General features: G+C 71.0%; 10 protein-coding genes. 2 read left to right on the top strand and 8 right to left on the bottom strand.

The genetic code is table 11. The features are described 5' to 3' along the window. Nucleotides 1–20: 20 nt before the first annotated feature. The 3 genes from OIE13_RS23820 to OIE13_RS23810 form a co-directional block, all read right to left on the bottom strand. Nucleotides 21–875 (bottom strand): MBL fold metallo-hydrolase, encoded by an 855-nt coding sequence (locus OIE13_RS23820; protein WP_326636402.1) that lies wholly within the window; start codon nucleotides 873–875, stop codon nucleotides 21–23. Between the two features lie 77 nt (nucleotides 876–952). Then, a complete protein-coding gene (locus OIE13_RS23815) occupies nucleotides 953–1846 on the bottom strand; it encodes a serine/threonine-protein kinase (protein ID WP_326636404.1) in 894 nt (297 codons plus the stop codon). Between the two features lie 25 nt (nucleotides 1847–1871). Next, nucleotides 1872–3815, bottom strand: coding sequence for an N-6 DNA methylase (locus OIE13_RS23810; protein ID WP_326636406.1), 1944 nt, complete (start codon nucleotides 3813–3815; stop codon nucleotides 1872–1874). A gap of 84 nt (nucleotides 3816–3899) precedes the next feature. Here OIE13_RS23810 and OIE13_RS23805 point away from each other — a divergent pair, with 84 nt between their 5' ends. Continuing rightward, complete coding sequence (locus tag OIE13_RS23805; RefSeq protein ID WP_326636408.1) at nucleotides 3900–4703, top strand: PP2C family protein-serine/threonine phosphatase; 804 nt, start codon at nucleotides 3900–3902, stop codon at nucleotides 4701–4703. A 42-nt stretch (nucleotides 4704–4745) separates the two neighbouring features. On the opposite strand, the gene OIE13_RS23800 is transcribed toward OIE13_RS23805, so the two are convergent. Both OIE13_RS23800 and OIE13_RS23795 read right to left on the bottom strand, forming a co-directional pair. Further along, nucleotides 4746–5576 carry a phosphoribosylaminoimidazolesuccinocarboxamide synthase gene (locus OIE13_RS23800; protein WP_326636410.1) on the bottom strand — a complete coding sequence of 277 codons (831 nt, stop codon included), beginning with the start codon at nucleotides 5574–5576 and terminating at the stop codon, nucleotides 4746–4748. After that, entirely contained in the window at nucleotides 5573–5950 is a 378-nt protein-coding gene (locus tag OIE13_RS23795) for a hypothetical protein (protein ID WP_326828777.1), read from the bottom strand. Before OIE13_RS23795 ends, OIE13_RS23800 begins: the two co-directional genes overlap by 4 nt. 80 nt (nucleotides 5951–6030) lie before the next feature. On the opposite strand from OIE13_RS23795, the gene OIE13_RS23790 reads away from it, so the two are divergent. Then, a complete protein-coding gene (locus OIE13_RS23790; protein WP_326636414.1) occupies nucleotides 6031–6636 on the top strand; it encodes a helix-turn-helix domain-containing protein in 606 nt (201 codons plus the stop codon). A 68-nt stretch (nucleotides 6637–6704) separates the two neighbouring features. Here OIE13_RS23790 and OIE13_RS23785 read toward each other — a convergent pair whose 3' ends face one another. The 3 genes from OIE13_RS23785 to OIE13_RS23775 form a co-directional block, all read right to left on the bottom strand. After that, on the bottom strand, nucleotides 6705–7067 hold the full coding sequence (locus tag OIE13_RS23785; RefSeq protein ID WP_326636416.1) for a DUF488 domain-containing protein: 363 nt from the start codon (nucleotides 7065–7067) through the stop codon (nucleotides 6705–6707). A 173-nt stretch (nucleotides 7068–7240) separates the two neighbouring features. Beyond that, nucleotides 7241–12406: a DNA repair ATPase gene (locus OIE13_RS23780; RefSeq protein ID WP_326828776.1), complete on the bottom strand. Its 5166-nt coding sequence runs from the start codon at nucleotides 12404–12406 to the stop codon at nucleotides 7241–7243. Then, nucleotides 12403–14514 (bottom strand): flotillin family protein, encoded by a 2112-nt coding sequence (locus OIE13_RS23775; protein ID WP_326636419.1) that lies wholly within the window; start codon nucleotides 14512–14514, stop codon nucleotides 12403–12405. Before OIE13_RS23775 ends, OIE13_RS23780 begins: the two co-directional genes overlap by 4 nt.

Below are 14514 nucleotides of genomic sequence, written 5' to 3'. Positions count from 1 at the left end.
TCCTCGCGGTCTCCTCGCCGTCAGCAGGGGCGGCCGAGGGCGGTCCTGGTGGTCTCCTCGGGGTACGGCGACAGGCGCACGGCGTCGGCGGGGGAGAGCAGACCCGCCGCCACCCGCTCGCACAGGCGGGCGAGGGCGGCGACCTCCGCGTGCTGGGCGGCGGCGAACGCACGGTCGACCGGGTCGCCGTGGCCGGGGACGATGACGCCGCCGATGCCGCCGATGTCGTCGCCGCCGATGATGCCGCCGGTGTCGCTGTCGCTGTCGCCGAGGAGGTCGAGCAACCCGGCGAGGGTGGCCGGCCATTCGAGAGGGTAGGCGTCCTCGTAGGCGGGCGGGGCGCCGTTCTCCACCAGGTCCCCGGCGAAGACCACGCCGGCGTCCGGTACGTGGACGACCAGGTCGTTGCCTGAGTGGCCGCGGCCGAGGTGGGCCAGGACGACCGGGCGACCGCCGACGACCAGCTCCGCCCGGTCGGTCACGAGGTGGTCCGGCAGCGCGATCTCGGTCCTCGCGATGTCACCGGCGATGTCCGCACGTCCCCGATCCCGGTAGTGGCGTGCCCACTCGTCCCTGGCACGGCCGCCGTTCTCGACCAGGTCGGTGCGGCAGCCCTCGTGCGCCCAGACGGGGCAGCCGAGGAACGGCCGGGTGCCGAAGCTGTGGTCGAAGTGCGAGTGGGTGATCGCCACCGTCCACGGGGCACGGGTGATCCGCCTGACCTCCGCGAGCAACTCCGCCCCCTGCCGCTCGTCTCCCCGCGTGTCGACCACCAGGCAGCCGCCGTCGCCCACAACCAGCCCCACCGATAGGTCCAGCTCGGCGTACCGCCGCACCAGCACCCGGTCCGCCACCTCGACCCATCGACCTTCCACGGCTCGTATTCTCCCCCTGATCACCGAGGCCGGTCGAGGCGACTGCCATACGTTTGGTGACCGTCGGGAAAGGGCCGTCAGGCCAGGACCCGGCCGACCATCCGCGCGTACATCCGACCCGGGCTCGGCACCGACGACGGGTGCAGGAAGCCCGGGAGCATCGGCAGGTCCACCGCGAAGGGCTGCAGCCGCTCGTAGAGGACGTCGGCGCCCGCGGGACGGTTGTCGGGATCCTTCTCCAGCAGGTCGGCGACGAGTCGGTTCAGCTCGGCGGGGACCCCCGGAACCTCGGGCGGGCGCTCCTTCACCTGGCGCTCGAACACGGCGTACTCGGTGGGGCCGGTGAACAGCTGGCGGCCCGTCAGCATCTCGTGGATCACGCACCCGAGGGCGTAGAGGTCGCTGCGAGGGCCGGACAGGCCGCGCTGGATCTGCTCGGGCGCCATGTACGACGGGGTGCCGAGGATCTGGCCGACCCGGGTGAACTGCGTCGAGTCGGCCTCACGGAGCACGGCCAGGCCGAAGTCGAGGACCTTGACGCTCCCGTCAGGGCAGAGCATCAGGTTGGTCGGCTTCAGGTCGCGATGGTAGACGGACAGCGCGTGGGCGGCGGTCAGCACCGCGCAGGCCTGGGCGGCGATCGCCGCGGCCCAGGGCACGGGGAGCGGGCCGTGCTCGCTGACCACGTCGGCCACGGTGACGCCCTCGATGAACTGCATCACCTGGAACAGTCGCTGGTCGAAGGTGCCGAAGTCGTACAGGACCGGTGCGCCGGGGTGCTCCAGCCTGGCCAGGATGCGGGCCTCGCGTAGGAAACGCCGCTTCAACTCCTCGTCGGGGCCGGTGAGGAACCTCAGGAACTTGACGGCCACCCTGCGGTCGAGATGCCTGTCATGGCCGCCGTAGACGGCGCCCATGCCCCCCTGGCCGAGAGGGAGGTCGTCGAGTACGTATCGGTCGCCGATGACCATCGACCCTCCCCTGGACGTGCGGGCGTCACGCCCCTTGGTCGCATGGCCGGAGATGGCCGTCGACCAGTCCGTCAAAGCCTAGCCGGATCAGCGTTTCCCCCAGCGCCCTCGTCGCGCGCAGCCTGTCCTCCAGTTCGAACAGCTCGCGGAAGGCCGTGCCGTACATCCGCTGGTCGGACAGGGGCAGCATGGGCACCCTCGCCCGCCGCACGTCGAGGCGGCTGGAGCTGGGATGGACCCTGGCGGCGTCGGCCGAGCGCAGGAAACCGGCCAGGAACCCGGAGTCGAGCCGCTGCGGATCGACCCGGTAGAGCGTGAGCTGCGGGCCGAGCGCCGCCCCGCTCTGGGTGATCAGCCTGACCGCGCCGAGCACCGTGGTCACCACGTCGCCGGGCCTGATCATGACCAGTGCCGGGTCGAGGGTGGTACGGCCGGAGGGCGAGGCGCCCGCCGCGGTGTCGTCGGCGGTCAGCACCGGGAGCGGGCCCTCGTCCGCCGACATCCTCGGCGGCGCCTGCAGGATCGTGATCAGCCCTGCCTTGGCCAGCTCGCCGACCGTGGTGGTCGGCAGGTCCTGCCGCTCGGCGAGCAGTTCCAGGGCGGGAGTGGCCTCCGACAGCGTGGCCGAGGTCTCCATGAACCTGGCCAGGGCCTCGGTGAAGTCACGCGGGAAGTCGAGGCCGCTGTGCTGCGGGCGGTGCCTGCCCGGGGCGAGGTCGACCTCGTCGTCGAGCAGGTCGATGATGCGCACCGTGCGGCTCTCGCCGGACAGTTCGGCCTCGGGGTTCTCCAGGTACGCGCGCCAGGCGGGCTCCACGCTCGACAGGTCCTCGCCGGCGTCCACCATCAGCAGCTGGGACGGCGGGCGTCCGCCGTCGGGCCTGCGGAGTATCCACAGGTCGGGACCGCCGGGCGCCGGCGTCACCACGGCCCGCAGCGCTCCCGCCCGGAGCAGGTTGCCACGGATCCGCTTGCCCGGACGCCGGCTGGCGGCGGCGGTGGGCATCAGGATCGCCACCAGGCCGCCCGGCCTCACGCGGGCGAGGCAGTGCTGCACCCAGGCGAGCTCGGACTCCCCGCGCGGCGGCAGGCCGTACTCCCAGCGCGGGTCGCCGGCGAGCTCCTCGTGACCCCAGACCCGCTCGTTGAACGGCGGGTCACAGACCACGGTGTCGGCCGCCTCACCGGCCAGGCCGTCCTCGCGGAGCGAGTCACCGGCGACGATCCGGGCCTCGGTCCCCCGCAGCAGCACCCGAACCGCGGTGAGCAGCGCGTTCGTCTCGTTGATCTCCTGCCCCGTCAGGAGGGTCTTCCCGCCTGTCGAAGCGCTTCCCCGCCGGGCCGTCGAGGCGTCCGCGCCCAGCAGCAGCGTTCCGACACCGCATGCCGGGTCGAGGACGACGTCCCCCTCCCGCACCACCAGCCGGACCATGAGCTCGGCCACATCCTCCCTGGTGACCGAGAGCTGGCGGGAGTGGGCCTCGACGTAGCGCTCGAACAGGAACTCGAAGACCTCCAGTGGGTCGCGCTCGGTGGCCAGCTCGGCGACCAGCCGGACGAGGGCCAGGTCGTCCAGGCGGAGATCTGCGGAGCCGGGGAGATCGGTCGTCACCTCGGCCATATGGGTGAGAGACTTCGTTCCATGATCACGCCAGGCGGTGGGCTCGCGGCGCAGGAACAGCAGGAACGCGCCGACCTTGGCCACCAGTTCGCCCAGCCTGAGGTCGTCGACCGAGGTGCGCATCCGCTGCCAGACCAGATCGCCGAGCGAGACCTCAAAGGATTTGCCGTTCGCGCGCAGCCACACGGCGATCTCGGGCAGGGAGAACAGCGGGCTGGAGGTGGTGCCGCCCACCGGCTGGGGAAAGTCCTCGTGGCGGCGGCGCCAGTTGCTCACCGCTGCCCTGCCGACCCCGGCAAGCCGGGCGATGTCGCCCGCGTTCACGGTGATCTCCTGGCGTTCCTCCATGTTGGGCCACAGTAGTTGACTGTGCCGCAACGGTCTACAACGCCTTTGCTTGTGAAGTGCTTCAACCAATGATTTACTGCCTTCATGGCACTGAACCAACCACTGGCACTGCGCTACGCGGCCCGCTCTGACGTGGGAGTCCGCCGTGAGGCGAACGAGGATTCGGGCTACGCGAGCGCACGCCTGCTCGCCATAGCGGACGGTATGGGTGGTCATGCGGGTGGAGAGGTCGCCAGCTCACTTGCCGTCACCGCCATGGTGGCGCTGGACGACACCCTTCCCGCGGGCGGTGTCGACCTGCTCGCCGCGCTCAAGGGCGCCGCCAGGGACGTCAACCACACACTGCGCGACATGAGCGAGCAGGATCCCACGCTCCGTGGCATGGGTACCACTCTGACCGCCATGCTCTGGGACGGCGCCACCTTCGCCCTGGCCCACGTCGGGGACTCCCGGGCCTACATGCTGCGCGACGGCGCCCTCTACCAGATCACCCATGACCACACCCTGGTCCAGTCACTGGTGGACGAAGGGCGGATCACCCCCGAGCAGGCCGCCGAGCACCCGCGCCGGTCAATGGTGCTGCGGGTCCTTGAGGGCACCGGCGACGGTGAGCTGGACCTGTCGCTGCGCGAGGCCTACCCGGAAGACCGCTATCTGCTCTGCTCCGACGGCCTGACCGCCGTGGTCGGTCCCGAGACCCTGTTCAACACGCTGACCGAGATCTCCGACCCCGACGAGGCGGCCCGCTGGCTCATCGACCTCGCCAACCGGGGGGGCGGCCCCGACAACATCACCTGCATCGTGGCCGACTTCGGGACGCCCACCGGTTCCGCCCCCGTGGAACCGACCATCGTGGGCGCCGCGGTCGAGAGGAAACTCTCCCTGTAGGGACTTCGGTGCCTCCCCGAGCGTCGGGGAGTTCGCTCGGTCCTACCAGGTTCTGCCGGTGATGCGTTCGTACGCCTCGATGTAGCGCGCCCGGGTGGCCTCCACGACCTCGGCGGGCATCTCGGGAGCGGGCTCCTTCTTGTCCCAGCCCGTGCCGGTCGCCCAGTCGCGCACGTACTGCTTGTCGAAGGAGAACTGCGCGTGGCCGGGCTCCCACCGGTCGGCGGGCCAGAAGCGGGAGGAGTCGGAGGTCAGCACCTCGTCGCCGAGCACGAGCGCGCCGTCGGAGTCCCGGCCCAGTTCGATCTTGGTGTCGGCGATGATGATGCCCCGCTCCGCGGCCAGTTCGGAGCCTCGCAGGTAGATCTCCAGCGTGATCCGCCGGAACTCCTCGGCGGCCTTGGCGCCCTCCAGGGCGACCACCCCGTCGAAGGAGATGGGCTCGTCGTGCTGCCCGAGCGGTGCCTTGGTGGACGGGGTGAAGATCGGCTCGGGGAGCTTGGAACCGTCCAGCAGACCGGGCGGCAGCGGCACGCCCGAGACCGACCCGTGCGTCCGGTACTCCTTCAGCCCGCCGCCGGTCAGGTAGCCGCGTGCGACGCACTCGACCTTCGCCATCTCCAGCTTTCTGCACCGCACCGCACGGCCCGCGAACTCGGCGGGTACGTCGGTCGCCGAGATCACGTGGTTGGGCACGATGTCGGCGAGTTGCTCGAACCACCAGAGCGAGAGCCGCGTGAGGATCTTCCCCTTGTCGGGGACGGGTGTGGGCAGGATCACGTCGTACACCGACACCCGGTCGGACGCCACGAGGATGATGTCCCCGCGGTCCTCGTAGACGTCGCGGACCTTCCCTGAATGAAGAAGCTTCACGGCTTTCCTTGCTCTCGCTCGACCCGGTCGCTGACCGACACCTGCTCACCGTATTCGACATCCGGCGACGGGCCGTGCCCGCCCTGCCGGACGACCGGCCCGCCCGCGTGGCCGGAGAGGGGCTCGGGCCTGCCGCGGTGAGCGGCCACGGCGTGGCGGGTGTCCTCGGCGATGAGGTCGGCGTTGATGGCCGCGGCGGTGTTCAGCGCCGAGGCGACGGAGACGATCACCTGGGCACGCAGGTCCGCGACGTTGCCGGCCACCCACACCCCGGGCACCGAGGTGGCCCCGGTGGGATCGGCGGGCAGGTAGCTGCCGACGACGTGGCCGCCGACCAGCTGCTCGACCGGCTCCAGCCCGAGGGAGACGAGCACGTCGGCCGTCTTGTCGCAGGACTATCCGTCTACGGTGGCTGATTTGACAAATGCCATTGCCGGAGTAGCAAATAGATGGCATGGACGACGACGCTCTCACCTCAGACGAAGCCCTCGACAGGGTCATCGACGCGGTAGGCCCGCGCCTGCGGGCACTGCGCCGGCAGCGCGGCGCGACCCTGGCGCAGCTCTCCGAGGCCACCGGGATCTCGGTCAGCACCCTGTCCCGCCTGGAGTCCGGCCAACGTCGTCCCACCCTGGAACTCCTGCTTCTGCTGGCCCGAGCCCACCAGATCCCCCTGGACGAACTCGTCGGCGCGCCGGAGACCGGCGACCCACGCGTCCACCAGCGCCCGATCATCCGCAACGGCAGGACGTTCATCCCGCTGACCCGCCGGCCCGGCGGGCTCCAGGCATACAAGATGATCATTCCGGCGAGCCGGCCCGGGGTCGGGCCGGAACAGCGGGTCCACGAGGGGTACGAGTGGCTCTACGTCCTGTCCGGGCGGTTGAGCCTGTCGCTCGGCGAGAAGGAGATCGTCCTGATGCCCGGAGAGGTGGCGGAGTTCGACACCCACATCCCGCACGCCTTCAGCAATCCCGGCCCGGAACCCGCCGAAGCCCTCAGCCTGTTCGGCCCCCAGGGCGAACGCCTGCACGTCCGCGCCCGCCCCTCCGACAGGTGAGCCGCCGGGTGCCGGTTGCCCGCCACGCGGACCGCGAAGCACTTCCATGACCACGTGGGACGCCGCGGTCAACCCCGCAGCAGGTCGGCGAGGACCACGGCCTCGCTGATGTCGGCACGCCTGGTCGCGGTCAGGAGCGTCACCGTTCGCTGCTTCGCCATCTCCCGCAGGTGCTCCAGCGCGGCGGCCCGCTCGGGATCCTTCAACTCGGCCCGGTAGCGGCGGCCGAACTCCTCGAACCGAGCCGGATCGTGGCCGTACCACGTGCGCAACTCGGTCGAGGGCGCCACCGCCTTGCACCACTCCTGCAGGTGTGCCTTCTCCTTGGACAGCCCGCGCGGCCAGATCCGGTCGACCAGCACCCGGGCGCCGTCGGAGGCTGTCGGCTCCTCGTAGACCCGGCGCACCCGTACTTTTGGTTTGGTAGCCATACCGTGGTCATTCCCAGACGGCGGTGACGGCAGCCACCGGTCCAGCCACCGGTCCAGCCCCGGGTGGAGTCGGTCCGTCGGTCAGCTGGGCGACATTGTTCCGTTTCACAGAGGTAAGGGCGGAAAGGGGGGTCAAAGCGCCCCTTTCCGCCCTGGGCCCCCGTGAGCGGGTTTTATGGTTCGGGGGAGAGCCGGTCGGCGGCGTGTTCGATGGCGGTGCTCACCCGGTCGGCCAGCAGGCCGACCGCGCCGACCGCGCGGGTCATCGGGTCGTCCTCGGCGCCGCCCAGGGCCTGGGATCGCAGGTAGGCCGTCTTCACCTCCGCCCACCGCGCGGCCTGCACCGGGGTCAGGGTGCCGCGTAGTTCGGCGAGTTTGAGCAGGTTGGCCTCGGCGCCGGAGGTGAGGGTCTGGGCCTCGCCGAGGTAGTGATCGTTGATCACCGCCTCCAGTTCGGCGTCGTTCATCACCGGGACGACCCGGGCCGCGAGCTTGTTCATGTTCCGGTACGAGCCCTGCAGCTGGTAAGGAGGCTCGGTCCGCGAGGCGTCCGACTGGGCGGCCGAGGCGATGTACGCCTGGTTGTTGGCCAGCACCACCTTCTGGACCCGGAGCAGCTTGCGCAGCACCGCGAGGACCTGCTCCAGCTCCACCGAGGAGTACGGGTGGGAGAGCTGGTCGGCCCGGACCCCGGAGTCGCCCCGCGCCAGCCGTACCAGCAGGCGGATGTCGCCTCGATCGCGGGTGGACAGCGGGGACAGGACCGGGTTCGAGGTCAGCGCGTTGTCGATGTAGCTCAGCGCGAACAGCTCGTCCCGCCCCGACAGCACGTCGCCGAGGTTCCACACATCGGCTCGGTTGGCGAGCATGTCGGGGATGCGGAAGCGCTTGCCCGACTCGGTGTACGGGTTGCCCGCCATGCAGACCGCGAAGCGCTTGCCGCGCAGGTCGTAGGTGCGGGTCCGGCCCTCCCAGACGCCCTCCATCCGGCGCTGGCCGTCGCACAGCGAGATGAACTTCTGCAACAGCTCCGGGGAGGTGTGCTGGATGTCGTCCAGGTAGAGCAGCACGTTGTTGCCCATCTCCAGCGCGAAGGAGATCTTCTCGATCTCCTGCCGTGCCGTGGCGTCGGGTGCCTGCGCCGGGTCCACCGAGGTCACCAGGTGGCCCAGAGCCGGGCCGTTGACCTTGACGAAGATCAGCCCGAGCCGGTTGGCCACGTACTCCATCAGGGTGGTCTTGCCGTAGCCCGGCGGGGAGATGAGCAGCAGCATGCCCATCTGGTCGGTCCGCTTGGCGTCACCGGCCGCGCCGAGCTGCTTGGCCAGGTTGTCGCCGATCAGCGGCAGGTAGACCTCGTCGAGCAGCTGGTTGCGGACGAAGGCGGTCATCACCTTCGGCTGGAACTCCTCAAGACGCAGCCGCGCCCGCTCGGCCGCGACCAGCTCGTTGCGCCGCTTCTGGTAGGCGCGGTACGCGGGGACACGGTGGTCGCGGAAGTGCCGGCTCCTGGCCAGGAACTCGTCCAGCCGCAGCTGGATCGCGCGCCCGGAGATCCGGGGGTGCGCGCCGAGCAGCCCCTCGACCGTGGCGGTCAGCGCCGCCGACGAGTCGTGCCGCGCCACCTCGCACAGCAGTACGGCCACCGCCTCCACCAGCTCCGCCGATCCGGCCCCCGAGGCACGCCCCGCGCCCGGCTCCGATCCGGAGGCCGACACCAGGCCTGGTCCCGAGGCCGACACCAGGCCCGGTCCCGAGCTCAGGCCGGCGGCCGGGGCCGAGGCGTCGAAGGCGGACAGCCATGCCTCGGCCAGGCGGTGACGCCCGGGGAGGTCGTCACCAAGCGCTCGCAGGTCGTCCTCGAACTCCTGGCGCGCGGGCCCGAGCGCCCGGTCGAACCGGTCGAGCAGCGACCGCGCCCCCGCGCTCGTCACGAACCCGAACGGCTTGCTCGCCAGTTCCTCGAAGAGATACTCCCCGGCCAGTTCGGAGACGCCCTCGTCTTCCCGTACGCGGGTCCCGGTCGCCCCGGCGGTGCTCGCGGCGGCCACGGCGAGCGCACCCGTCGGGCCCTCCGGATGGCCGTGAAGGCCCCGGACGAAGGACGCGATCGCCGAGCCGAGGGCGGCGCGGGTCTCCCGCACCGCCTCCACCTGGCCGAACAGGGCCCGTGCCCGCGCCAGCGACGTCGCCCGGGTGGTCCAGGTCGCGCGGGCGGCCTCGTCGGTGCCGAAGGCCCAGAAGAGCTGGGCGGCGGCCCGCGCCGCCGGTGGGTAGCGGAGCAGTCCCGCGCCCGCGTGCAGGCGGAGCGCGGCCTGGAGGATCGCGGTGGCGTCGTGGTCGTGGACGCCCCGCTCGTAGCCCTCGTCGTAGCGGGTCTCCGCCACCCGGCGGACGATCTCCAGCAGCTCGCCGTCGGCCACCGCGGCCTCGTGTAGCGCGTCCAGCGAGATCCGGCGCTCGCCCGAGGCCGGGGTGCCCGGGGTGCCCGAGGTTCCGGAGGCCCCCAGGGCCAGAGCGCCGGATTCGGCGGCGGCCAGGATGGAGGCGGCCAGGTGCTCGCCCCGGTAGACCTCCGGCGACTCCGAGACCGTCAGCTGGTTCCAGAACGGCCGGGTCTCCTCGAAGGCCGCGTCGAGCACCGGGGAGCGGTAGTCGGTCCCGGTGACGGCGAACGCCATCCGGCCTTCGTACGGGACCAGGGTCAGGTCGGCCGGCTGGGTGTTGACCGCGAACAGGTGGCGGCCGAGCCGGATGGTCTCGCCGCCGTCTGTGTAAAGGTCGAGCCGGTCGCGCAGGGCGCGGCCCGCCTCCTGGCGGGCCGACTTGATCCGGCCTTCGAGCTCCTCGGCGCGGACCTGGTCGCCCAGCGCGCGCAGTTCCCCGGCCACGCCCTTGAGCTTGAGCACCATCGGGTCGGACCCGAAGTAGGTGTTGACCTCGTCCAGCGACTTCAGCCCGGCCAGGCGGCGCCGTACGCTCGACAGGATCCGGGTCGCGGAGTCGGCCAGCCGGTCGGCGCGGCGGGCCCGCTCGTCGAGCAACGCCTGGCGGCGCGAGGAGAACGCCTCGTAGACGTCCTCCCGCTTGGCGGTCAGCTGCCCCAGGAAGTCGTCGAACTCGGCGAAGCGCGACTCCAGGTTCTCCAGCTGGAGCATCAGCCGGCCCAGCTGCTCGTCGCAGCGCTCGGGGGTGTCGGACATCGCCAGTGCCCCGGTGATCGCCTGCCCCAGCAGGGCGTACTCGGCGGCGAAGGCGGCCCGGCCCTCACCGGCCAGCAGCTCCCCGCGCCGGGCGTCCAGCGTGGCGCGGGCGCGGTTGACACCGCCGAGCACCTCGCCGACCCGTTCCAGGATGGCGGTCCGCACGGTGGCGTCGGCGATGTCGAGCGTGCCGACCACCTCGACCACGATCTCCAGCCCCCGCGCCTGCCGCTCCAGCCGCTCGCCGATCGGCCCGGCCTCGGCCACTGTCGCGATGGCGCCCGCGTCGGAGACCAGCCGCTCGACCTCCGCGTGGTATCCGGCGAAGGCGTCCTCGCCCCGAAGGAAGCCCGCGGCGCGCTGCGCGGTGCTGTCCAGCTCGGCCGCCAGTTCCGCGTCGAGCGCGTCGATCCTGGCGACGTCGACGTGGCGCAGCTCGCGCAGGGTCACCAGGTGCCCCTGGGACTGGCGCAGCTCCGACAGCCGGTCGACCCAGCCCTGGGCGGACCTGGGCGCCTCGCCGCGTGCGTGCCGTACGAGCGCGGCGATGTCGGCGGCGGCGGCCTCCAGCGCCTCGGCGGCCTGACGGGTGAGCGACTGGACGTTCTCGAACTCGTCCAGCACCTGCTCGGCGGTGGCCCGCACGTCGGCGAGCGGGCCGCGCAGCCGGTGCTCGCCCAGCCAGTGGTAGTGGTCGAAGGCCCGGACGCAGGAGGCGATCAGCGCCTCGAAGACCGGGATCGACGGCGCCATCTCATCGACCATCCTGGCCACCGAGAGGCAGTCGGAGATGCCCCGGACCAGCTCCGCGTTACCGATCCGCTCCAGCGGTCCGGTGCCGGCCGGACGGCCGGCGGCGTAGAGGTCCGACTGGTACGCCGTCTGCCAGACCTGCATCGGGTGGACGCGGGTGGGCTCGTCGGAGGTGGCCCTGAAAACGACCAGCGTGCCGTCGTCGAACAGCGAGTAGCCGTGGCAGGAGAGCGGATTCGCCACCTGCTTGCGGATCACGTTGTACGGCAGCAGCAGCGAGCGCCCCTCGGCGCGGGCGTGGAAGACGTAGAGCACGTCCTCGCCGTTGGGGGAGCGGATGACCCGCTCGAACTCCAACTCGGACACGTCGGTGTCGAAGGTCTTGCTGATCCCGGTGGACAGGTAGTAGCCGCCGGGGAAGATGATCCCCTGGTCCTCGGGCAGGCGCTGGCACGCCTGCCCGATGCCGTCGAGACGGACCACGCCCTTGGTCCGGGTGTTGAAGACCAGGTGCCGCCACTCGGGCTCCTTGTACGGCCGCACCCGCAGCAGGATCAGCGGGCCGATCCTGGTGTGCTGGACCTCCGCGTCGGCGAGGCTCTGCAGCGGCTCGGCGACGGGCTCGCGGTAGATGCCCTCGCCGCTCTCGGTGTTGTTCTCGATCTTGATGGTGAGGTCGCCGCCGACGGTCTCGACGAACACCTCGCCCTCGATCGAGATGTGCGGGTGGCGGCCGAGCACGTGGTCGTCGCGGGTGGCGGGAGTCCACTCGAAGTCGTGCGAGGGCGGGAACGTGTGGTCGCGCTCCCCCCGGTCGTCGATGTAGGTGAGCGTGCCGTCCGTCCCGACCTGCCAGCGCAGCACCCGGGTGTCCTGCGGGCCGGTCTGGAAGACGGCCAGCAGCCTGTCCTCGACGCGGCGGAGCTGGAGCAGCCTGGTCTCCCGGTAGTACCGGTAGAGCTCGGCGAAGTCCCGTTCGAAGCGCGGGTCGCGGAACATCGGCGCGGGATCGAACCGGAACGCGCCGCCTTCCCCCTCCGCCGGGTTCCTGACGAACGTGTGCATGGAGAAGACGTCCGCGACGGCCGTCTCCGGCTTCAACCCGATGAACACGTTGTAGCCGAAGAGCATGAGCCCGCCGACCGACACGATGTCGCGTGGCACGCAGTTGTTCTCGGTGCGTATCCGCTCGGTGCCGATCAGGCGCAGCTCGGCCCCGCCGAACACCGCCAGGCGCTCGGCGTTGAGCGCGTCGGCCTGCCTGGCCAGCTCGGCGGCCTGCTCGGCCAGCCGGGCGCGGAGCACCTCGTAGGTGCCCGCGTCCAGTCCCGCCCCCTCCGCGCCGGGGGCGTCGGTGACGGCCTCCGCCGTGGAGGACGTCACTTGCCGGCGGAGTTGAGCGCGGCGACCGGGACCTCGGTGCCGGTGGCCGCGGCATGGGCCTCGCTCAGCAGGCCGCGGAGCCTGTCGGCGTCGGGACCGCCATCCTTGATCAGTTTCACCAGCAGCGCGGACAGCGAGAGGTTCCGCACGTCGGCGGTGTCGATCGAGCCGAGGACCCTGCCCAGGTCGGCGGGGATGCTCGCCGAGCCGTTCAGGTACGGCCCGGCCAGGCTCTGGGCGACGTCGGAGTGCTCCAGGAAGCCGTCCACGGCCTTGCCCATGGTGATCGAGCTCATCAGCTTGTCGAAGAACACGGTGTCGCCGCCGACGATGTCGATGTTGGCCTTGGACAGGCCGGCCGACACCACGGAGGCCTGCGCCTCGGCGATCTTGAGCTGCACGTTCACCCCGGCGAGGCGGATCTCCTTCTCGGCCTCCAGCCGCAGGCGGTACTCCTCGTGGGCGCGGGTCGCGTCGGTGAGCGCGGCCATCGCCGCGGCCTTCTCGGTGAGACCCTCGGCCTCGGCCTTGAGCTTCTCACCGACCGTCGCGGCGGCGGCCAGTGCCATGGCCTGCTCGCCCTCGGCCTCCGCCTTCAGCTTTTCGCGTACCGCGGTGGCCACGGCGTGCGCCTTGGCCTGATCGCCCTCGGCGACGGCCAGCGCCTTCTCCCGCTCGACGGCGGCCTCGGCGCGGCCGACCTTCTCGATCGCCGCGGCGTCCCGCTCGCGCACCTGCACCTCGGCCAGGCCGACGGCGGCCATCTCGGCCTGGACGCCCTCGGCGAGGCGGATCTTGGCGCGGGCGTCGAGCTCGGCGGCCTGCTGCCGGGACTCGGCCAGCACCAGCGCCTCGCGCGCCTTGTGCTTGGACGCGGCCTCGGAGGCCTCGGCCGCCTTGATGTCCTTGACCAGGCTCTCCTGCGCCTCGGCCTCGGCCTGGATGATCACGGCCTGGCGGGTCCGCTCGGCCTCCTCGACCACCCGCAGGCGCTTGATGCTCTCCTCCTGCTCGGCGACCGTCTTCTCCACCACGATCCGCTCGCGGATCACCTCGGCGATGGAGCGCTTCTCGCCCTCCAGCTCCTTGTCCTTGGAGATGCGCGACAGCTCGGTCTCGCGCTCGCGGGCGATGACCTCCAGCAGGCGGTCCTTCTCGATCCGCTCGGTCTCGATGGCGAGGACCCGCTCACGGTTCTTCGCCGCCACCGCGATCTCGCGGGCCTGGTTCTCCTGCTGGACGCCGAGCTGCTCGTCGGTACGGAGATTCGCGGCGTGTGCCTTGAGCCGCTCCTCGGCCTGGACCTTGGCGGTCTCCGCCTCCTCGCGGGCGCGCATGGTCTCCACCTCGCGCTTCTGCTTGATCTCCGCGTCGGCCTGGCGGCGCTCCAGCTCCAGGATGGCCTCCCGCGCGTCCACGTTCTGGCGGGTGATCTCCTTCTCCTCGCGCCGCTGGAACTCGTTGGTCCGCACGTGCTCGATGGCGGTCAGCTCGGTGATCTTCCTGATGCCCTGCGCGTCGAGGATGTTGTTCCTGTCCAGGGACATCAGCGAGGTCTGCTCCAGGTAGTCGATGGCCGCGTCCTCAAGGCTGTAGCCGTTGAGGTCGGTGCCGATGACCTGGATGATCTCGTCGCGGAACCGGTCACGCTGGGTGTAGAGGTCCACGAAGTCGAGCTGCTTGCCGACCGTCTTGAGCGCCTCGGAGAACTTGGCGTTGAACAGCTCCTGCAGCGTCTCCTGGTCGCTCGCCCGCGCGGTGCCGATGGCCTGGGCGACCTTCACCACGTCCTCGACGGTCTTGTTGACCCGGACGAAGAAGGTGATGCGGATGTCGGCACGGATGTTGTCGCGGCAGATCAGACCCTCACGGCCGGTCCGGGCGATCTCGATGGTCTTCACCGAGATGTCCATCAGCTCCGACTTGTGGAAGATGGGCAGCACGATGGCCCCGGTGAAGGTGACGTCCACCTTGTTGATCTTCGAGACGATCAGGGCCTTGCCTTGCTCGACCTTGTTGAACAGGCGGCTGATCATGATGAGCAGGCCGACGACGACGAGGAGGACGACGGCGAGGAAGATGCCGAGTCCGGTGGAGATGACGTCCAA

The sequence above is a fragment of the Streptosporangium sp. NBC_01810 genome (assembly GCF_035917355.1).
Lineage (GTDB): Bacteria > Actinomycetota > Actinomycetes > Streptosporangiales > Streptosporangiaceae > Streptosporangium.
This window is presented reverse-complemented; position numbering and strand designations above follow the sequence as displayed.

Coding starts and splice junctions, on each gene's coding strand:
- OIE13_RS23815 (WP_326636404.1), bottom strand. CDS start 1,846: ATGGTCATCGGCGACCGATACGTACTCGACGACCTCCCTCTCGGCCAG.
- OIE13_RS23810 (WP_326636406.1), bottom strand. CDS start 3,815: ATGGAGGAACGCCAGGAGATCACCGTGAACGCGGGCGACATCGCCCGG.
- OIE13_RS23805 (WP_326636408.1), top strand. CDS start 3,900: ATGGCACTGAACCAACCACTGGCACTGCGCTACGCGGCCCGCTCTGAC.
- OIE13_RS23790 (WP_326636414.1), top strand. CDS start 6,031: ATGGACGACGACGCTCTCACCTCAGACGAAGCCCTCGACAGGGTCATC.
- OIE13_RS23785 (WP_326636416.1), bottom strand. CDS start 7,067: ATGGCTACCAAACCAAAAGTACGGGTGCGCCGGGTCTACGAGGAGCCG.